Source organism: Paenibacillus alginolyticus DSM 5050 = NBRC 15375, assembly GCF_000422905.1.
GTDB classification, from domain to species: Bacteria; Bacillota; Bacilli; order Paenibacillales; family NBRC-103111; genus Paenibacillus_E; species Paenibacillus_E alginolyticus.
Map to the genome: position 1 here is coordinate 1 of NZ_AUGY01000181.1, position 6,993 is coordinate 6,993.

A 6,993-nucleotide genomic window follows, 5' to 3' on the forward strand; every position below is an offset into this window, starting at 1 on the left:
TTGTTGACCCTTGGCAAACCAAGTACGAGATAACGCTTGGTAATCTCGGATCATGGACTCGTCTTCAAATAAAATGCGATCAATTTCCTCATTCAAGAGTTTTTTTTATCTTTTCAAACTCTTGTTTGAACGCTTCTTGCTTAACGGGATCTGCTTTAGCGAGCGTATACGTCGGCGTAGTAAAGCTGAGCTTTAGACGATACAGCAGTTCGCGTGTCCCGCGTTCCGAGTAACGAACGTCAAATGTTTGTTCAATCCATTTGCGAATAATGGGGGAGGTCCAATTCATTTTGGCTGGAAAACCAACATCAACGGGTGTTTGATTTACAATCGTCTGATATAATTGCTGTTCTTGTTCAGAAGTTAGTTGACGCGGACGACCCGGCGAGTGCTCCAACGTCAAGCCCTCGATACCCTTATCCCGATAAGCCTTGCTATAATTGTAAAGCGTTGAAAGAGCACGACCTGTCACTTTGACGATCTGTTCATAGGATTCGCCTAGCAAAACCATCAATATCGTTTGATAGCGTTCATGTATCCGTAGGTCTTTGTTCGCTTTCATCGCTGCTTTGATTTCCTGAATGGCTCTATCCTTCTCGTCCTCTTGTATCCCAATTCGTAGACTCATGTATAAGATCTCCAATTAATAAATGATGAAGTCTATTATACAAGGTTTTGATCGATTTGTTCATTAGTCAAATGTAATTTATTCCAGTTATTTTTTATATAGAACTTTATTTTCTTCTGACACCCGGTCCTTCTCGTTCAACTTATTCTACCCTCCATAGCCTGCAATCCAAGCGCCAGCGCCCCGCATAAACCGGCATTGTCCCCTAAACTGGGAGGAACGATATAGTCGTCGATGCTATCTAGTACAGCCTTAGCGCTGACATAGCCGTTCAAATTGTTTCGAACCTCCGCGCGTATCAATGGAAAAAGCTGCTTCTGGTGCATGACGCCGCCGCCCAGAATAATTTTCTTAGGTGACAGCATCAGGATAGCCGCTGCCACTGCCTGTCCCATGTAGAAAGCTTGCATCGCCCATGCCAGATGGTCCGCCGGAATGTCGCTTCCTTTCAAATTCCATCGCTTCTCAATCGCCGGACCGGAAGCCATGCCTTCCAGGCAATCACCGTGATACGGGCACGTCCCTGCAAATCGATCCTCCGGATGGTGCCTTGTTAAAATATGTCCACCTTCCGGATGCACAAGGCCGTGAACCAGCTTTCCTTCTACGAATACGCCTACTCCGATGCCTGTGCCTATCGTGTAATAAACGCAGCTATCCAAGCCTTTAGCAGCCCCCCATACTGCTTCTCCCAACGCGGCGGCGTTGACATCCGTATCCCATCCGAACGGAACGTCGAACGCCTGTTTCAACTTCGCCAGGAACGGATAGTTCGCCCAACCCGGCTTCGGAGTCGTCGTCACATATCCGTAGGATGGGCTGGATGGATCAATATCGATTGGCCCGAAGGTGCCTATACCGATATTATCTACCTCTTTGTATTCAAAATAGGCGATGACCTGCTCCAGCGTCCTGTCTGGTTGTCCTGTCGGAAAACTGATTCTATCCTCAATAATCCCTTGTTCATTGCCGATGCCGCAAACAAATTTCGTCCCCCCGGCTTCAATAGCACCAATCCGCATCTTCGCTCTCCTCCCGACAAAATTTCTCGTCTGTGATGATACCGTAAACAGGGAGAGAGAAGCAATGACTTTCTGCTCAATCTGCCTGACGGAACGCATTTTCATATAGCGAACTAGTTGACGTTTACCTGTAAAAGGCGTGTCTATATCTTCTAAATTACGGCTGTTGGTTCCAGCTTTAATGTCACCCGAGCGCCGCCTTGGAACCAGCTACACTTTGAGTTAGCCTGATAACTAATGATCCCTAAATTGCTAAGCCTGTAAACATGGATTTCCTATAAACGAATACAGGCCAACGAAAAATAAAATATTCCGTGGCATTTAATCTTTTGTAGCGTGTATTCTTTTGAATTCCAAGAACTTCAATACTACATTTCTTGTAATTAGATCAAGGCTCCGAAAATTTAGTAACAATTCGTATTCTGTTGCTCTATCCGCCTCATCATGTTTTTTTCGCTATTTACAAATTGCTGCAATCGGCACGGATACTGAGATTGAGATTAAAGATCCAGAGGGTAGATTGTTAAAAAAAGATAAGATTGGTAGCATATTATTACAAGTAATACCTTTTCGTTACACTGAATGCATGCACACCTGAATCTAGCGCCGACTATAACTGGGTTTTAGATTTTTTTGAATATGGACAGTAAAAGGCTGAATGCTTCAGCCTTTTACTGCTCCTGATGAAAGTCCCGTAATAAAATAACGCTGTAAAAACAAGTATAGCAAGGTGATAGGCAAAACAGCGATTAAGGAACCTGCGGCTACCCAGCCGACATTGCTGGACTGCGGACCGAAAAAAGTTGCCAGCGCCACAGTAACCGTACGCATTTCCACTTTTTGAAGAAAAAACAAAGAAAATTGGTAGTCGTTCCAGACACCTACTCCTGTCATGATGAGCACCGTAGCCGTTACAAGTTTAAGAAGCGGTAAAATCATTTTGAAAAATAAACCAATTCTACTCATGCCATCCATCATCGCTGCCTCGTCCAACTCTCTGGGAAGAGTGCTGATAAATCCGGTGTATAGAAAAATCGTAATCGGTAAATTAAATGTGATATGAAGCACAACAATCCCCCAGTAGGTATTCATACCATGAATATCAATAAAAAACTGATATAAGGGAACGAGTATAGTCAGCGGGGGAATAATAAGTGCTGAAATAAACACGGTATACAATAACTTATTGAACTTGGTCTGAAACCGAGCAAGCGGGTAGGAGGCGCAGGCTTCAATCAGGATAATAAATAACAGGGAAACGATAGTAATGATCGTATTGTTGGTAAATGCTTTTCCTAAATTCGCTTCTTGCCAAGCACTGGAAAAGTTAGTCCAATCTATACGCCTAGGCCATAGCCATTTGGAACTTAAGTCATCGAACCCCTTCAAAGAAGTCGTGATCAGTAATAGAAAGGGGCAATATGAATGATGCTGATCAGCAGGGAAAGAAGGCTTGCCAGTTTATTGTTTGTTTTCATGATTGAATCTCCTTTCTGCGAAGATAGATGAGTGCGCTAATGCTGACCAAGGAAATGATGATAAACATCAGATTTCCCAGTGAAGCGGCATAACCTGCATCTTGGGCGCCAAAATAGGTTTTGTACATGAGTGTCGATAAGGACTGGGAGGCATAGCCCGGCCCGCCTTTGGTCAGCGCTTGGATAACATCGAACAGCTTGAGCCCGCCAATCAGGTTTAGCACGATGTTAATCGTGATGGAGGGAGCAAGTAAAGGGAGGGTCACGTTGCAAAATTTTTGCCAAGCAGATGCCCCGTCAAGCGAAGAGGCTTCATAATAATCCTTGGGAATCGACTGTAAGCCTGCCAAATAAATAATCATGGCTACACCAAGGTATTGGAAGGTATTCACGAACATAATGATCCATATGTTTACTTGCGGGTCGCCTAGCAAATTTTTGGGTGTATGGATAAATAAAAGCAAGATATCGTTGAGCGCTCCGCCTCTGAATTGGAAAAAGAAATACCAAATGTATCCCATAATAAGGGGACTGATAATTACCGGCAAGTAGACAATGGTCCTAGTAATCCCTTTGGTTCTTATTCTCTGGTTCAGTAAGAGGGCATACAGCAGACCCATTACATTCTGAAAGAGGGTACTCCCAAATCCGTAAAAAAACGTATTTCGAATAACGACAACGATACTTTCATCTTCAAACATGCGCTTATAGTTGTCGAAGCCGACCCAATCATAATTTTGCGAAAATCCATCCCAATTCGTAAATGAAATTTTAATCCCCTGCATAAAAGGATAAAAAATAAATAACGCAAATAATAACAAAGCAGGCGCATACATGAGATTTAACCATAAAGGAGAATTCCGGTTTAGACGCATGATCCTGATACTCCCTTCAAAAGATGGTGAGGGGGCAGTACAACTGCCCCTCCAATCATTCATTGTTTATTTTTGCTGTGCTTTGAGGCGTTCCACTTCTTTTTTCATTTTTTGCGAGAAGCCATCTGGCGTTAATTTTCCGCCAATGAGCTCGGAGGAAGCGGATTGCAGCACATCCCACATCCCGCTGGCAAATAGACACGGTCAAAGTACGGAAATACACGAATATCTTTATATTTATCGTAATACTCCGTGTAAGCGCCAAGGTCGGGTTTTATGCCGTTGATCGCTGCCGGTGTGCCGGAAGCCTCGGATAAGGCTTTCAAATTATCAGGATTTGCGAAAAAGTTGATCACATCCTTGGCTGCATCCAAGTTTTTACCGTCTTTCCATGCAGCAAGTGTGAAACGCTCACCACCTGAGAAGGTAGGCTGGTCTCCCTCCACGATAGCCGGCACCGGCATAATTCCTGCTTTTACATTAGGATTGATTTTTAATGCGTCTCCAACGAATCCGGGGGCTGTATGAACAAAGGCGATTTTGCCTTCGGCGAACAAGCGGGGTCTGTCGGACTCTCTTACGGTTAGTACGTCTGTGCTCATCAGTCTTTTGTCGTACATCTCCTTAAATTTGCTGACAAGCGGAGTCCACTTACTCCAATCAAAAGAACCATTTAATAAAGCGTCAGCTTGATTGTCCTTTGGACTAATCAGTAGGGAGGTGGCGTAATAATCAAAAAACTGGGCCATAGAACCGGCATCCGTCGCTGAGAAAAAGAAGGGGTCTACTTCACCCTTGCTCTCTTTTTTGATTTTTTCCCCTGCAGCGATCAATTCGTCAATCGTTTTAGGCACCTCAATTTTGTACTTATCGAGAACGTCCTTATTGTAGGTAAGTCCATCCTTTGCGGCATTTAACGGAAGCGCATATACTTTGCCGGCTTTATCGGTAATAACAGGCTTCATCGAATCGGAAATGCTGCTGACCCAAGGCTCTTTACCTAAATCAGCGACGTATTTGCCGTAGCGAATTTGGGCCCAGCCATGCGTGTCAAATAAATCGGGAAGATCATTGGCAGCCATTTTCATTTTCAAAATGTTTTCGTAATCCTGGCCGGGAAATTGGAACTCAAAGGAGACATTCGTGTGATCTTTTGTATAAGCGCTTCCAATTTTCTTGTAAACATCCTGGGTTGCTTTGTCTGTAGCTGTGGAATAAAGCGTCAAAGTTACTTTTTTGCCTGTTGCTTGTTTCGCACTGTCTGTTGTTGCTGCCTTTGCAGAGCTGGTCGCACTCGCATCTGACTGCTCATTTGTCGTCTTGCTGCAGCCGGAAATGATTGCCGATACTGCAAAAAGTCCTACCATAGATGTTTTCATCCATTTTTTCATAAAGATTCAACACTCCTTCTGCCTAATGGCAACTCTGTTAGTCCTGCATTTCTTTTTCAAAACGTTTGTCATGTACCCCTTCTAATGTGTAAACCAACGTGTTTCCGAATGTTTAAAAAGCAATTCCCCCCAATATAAAGCGCTTACATTTAGGGCTACGAACAATCTTGCGATCGATCCCGTATGCATGTCAAACATTACTGACTTTCTCTAAATATAATAAATTATTGTGGTGAAAAAAAAGAGGAAGTTGAATTATTCAAATGAATAAATTAACTGTATACTTAGAATATGAATAAAACAGACAAGTGACAAGAGTAAAAATATGAATGGGAGGGTAATATCTTGCTGTCACACTTACCGCAAACTTCGTTCTCCTTCAGATTCATAATGCCGATGCCGATGCTCATGTTAAAAGGAATTGGATGGCAATTAAACAACGAATCCGATGAGTATGTTTGGGATGGGAATAAACGTAAGGATGAGAATTGTCTATTCCAATTTACAATCAGTGGTGAAGGGGAACTTGAAATGGGGGGAGGAGGTATATAGTTATTATTAGCGAAATTTCCTCCAAAGTTTCACAGAAGTCTCATATATATATAGGTTGAGGAATGATTGATAAATTACAACTTGCCTAACAGGCACGTATCAGCAATGTTGATATTAGCAAATGGCTTGTTGAAATTGAATGAACAATGCAATAAAACCAATTCCTAAATTCCCCGTAATCATTCACAGGTAATTATGTACAATTAACAGTAACAACATTTGAGTTATGTACACCAAATTAATTATGTACATCAAGACATAATGTGTTACACATATATAAAATAAGGTTTTATATAAAATAATTATTTATGTATATAATCGGCATTAAATAACTGGAATAAATTACATTTGACTAATGAACAAATCGATCAAAACCTTGTATAATAGACTTCATCATTTATTAATTGGAGATCTTATACATGAGTCTACGAATTGGGATACAAGAGGACGAGAAGGATAGAGCCATTCAGGAAATCAAAGCAGCGATGAAAGCGAACAAAGACCTACGGATACATGAACGCTATCAAACGATATTGATGGTTTTGCTAGGCGAATCCTATGAACAGATCGTCAAAGTGACAGGTCGTGCTCTTTCAACGCTTTACAATTATAGCAAGGCTTATCGGGATAAGGGTATCGAGGGCTTGACGTTGGAGCACTCGCCGGGTCGTCCGCGTCAACTAACTTCTGAACAAGAACAGCAATTATATCAGACGATTGTAAATCAAACACCCGTTGATGTTGGTTTTCCAGCCAAAATGAATTGGACCTCCCCCATTATTCGCAAATGGATTGAACAAACATTTGACGTTCGTTACTCGGAACGCGGGACACGCGAACTGCTGTATCGTCTAAAGCTCAGCTTTACTACGCCGACGTATACGCTCGCTAAAGCAGATCCCGTTAAGCAAGAAGCGTTCAAACAAGAGTTTGAAAAGATAAAAAAAACTCTTGAATGAGGAAATTGATCGCATTTTATTTGAAGACGAGTCCATGATCCGAGATTACCAAGCGTTATCTCGTACTTGGTTTGCCAAGGGTCAACAA

Annotated in this window: 7 protein-coding genes; 2 read left to right on the forward strand and 5 right to left on the reverse strand. The window is 42.3% G+C overall.

The window, feature by feature from the left end; all coding sequences use genetic code 11:
- Nucleotides 1-88 precede the first annotated feature (88 nt).
- From G519_RS0137365 to G519_RS46560, 5 genes are all read right to left on the reverse strand, one after another.
- A complete protein-coding gene (locus tag G519_RS0137365; RefSeq protein WP_036635402.1) occupies nucleotides 89-628 on the reverse strand; it encodes an IS630 family transposase in 540 nt (179 codons plus the stop codon).
- 137 nt (nucleotides 629-765) lie between these two features.
- Entirely contained in the window at nucleotides 766-1,650 is an 885-nt protein-coding gene (locus G519_RS0137370; protein ID WP_029198892.1) for an ROK family protein, read from the reverse strand.
- Nucleotides 1,651-2,313: 663 nt separating this feature from the next.
- Nucleotides 2,314-3,039, reverse strand: a complete 726-nt coding sequence (locus G519_RS46555) for a carbohydrate ABC transporter permease (RefSeq protein ID WP_307720157.1) — start codon at nucleotides 3,037-3,039, stop codon at nucleotides 2,314-2,316.
- Between the two features lie 85 nt (nucleotides 3,040-3,124).
- Nucleotides 3,125-4,003, reverse strand: a complete 879-nt coding sequence (locus G519_RS0137380) for a carbohydrate ABC transporter permease (protein WP_127528331.1) — start codon at nucleotides 4,001-4,003, stop codon at nucleotides 3,125-3,127.
- Nucleotides 4,004-4,134: 131 nt separating this feature from the next.
- Entirely contained in the window at nucleotides 4,135-5,394 is a 1,260-nt protein-coding gene (locus G519_RS46560; RefSeq protein WP_051254072.1) for an ABC transporter substrate-binding protein, read from the reverse strand.
- 345 nt (nucleotides 5,395-5,739) lie between these two features.
- Here G519_RS46560 and G519_RS0137390 point away from each other — a divergent pair, with 345 nt between their 5' ends.
- Nucleotides 5,740-5,946: a hypothetical protein gene (locus G519_RS0137390; RefSeq protein ID WP_029198894.1), complete on the forward strand. Its 207-nt coding sequence runs from the start codon at nucleotides 5,740-5,742 to the stop codon at nucleotides 5,944-5,946.
- Between the two features lie 419 nt (nucleotides 5,947-6,365).
- Complete coding sequence (locus tag G519_RS0137395) at nucleotides 6,366-6,905, forward strand: IS630 family transposase (RefSeq protein WP_036635402.1); 540 nt, start codon at nucleotides 6,366-6,368, stop codon at nucleotides 6,903-6,905.
- The last annotated feature ends 88 nt before the right edge of the window (nucleotides 6,906-6,993 follow it).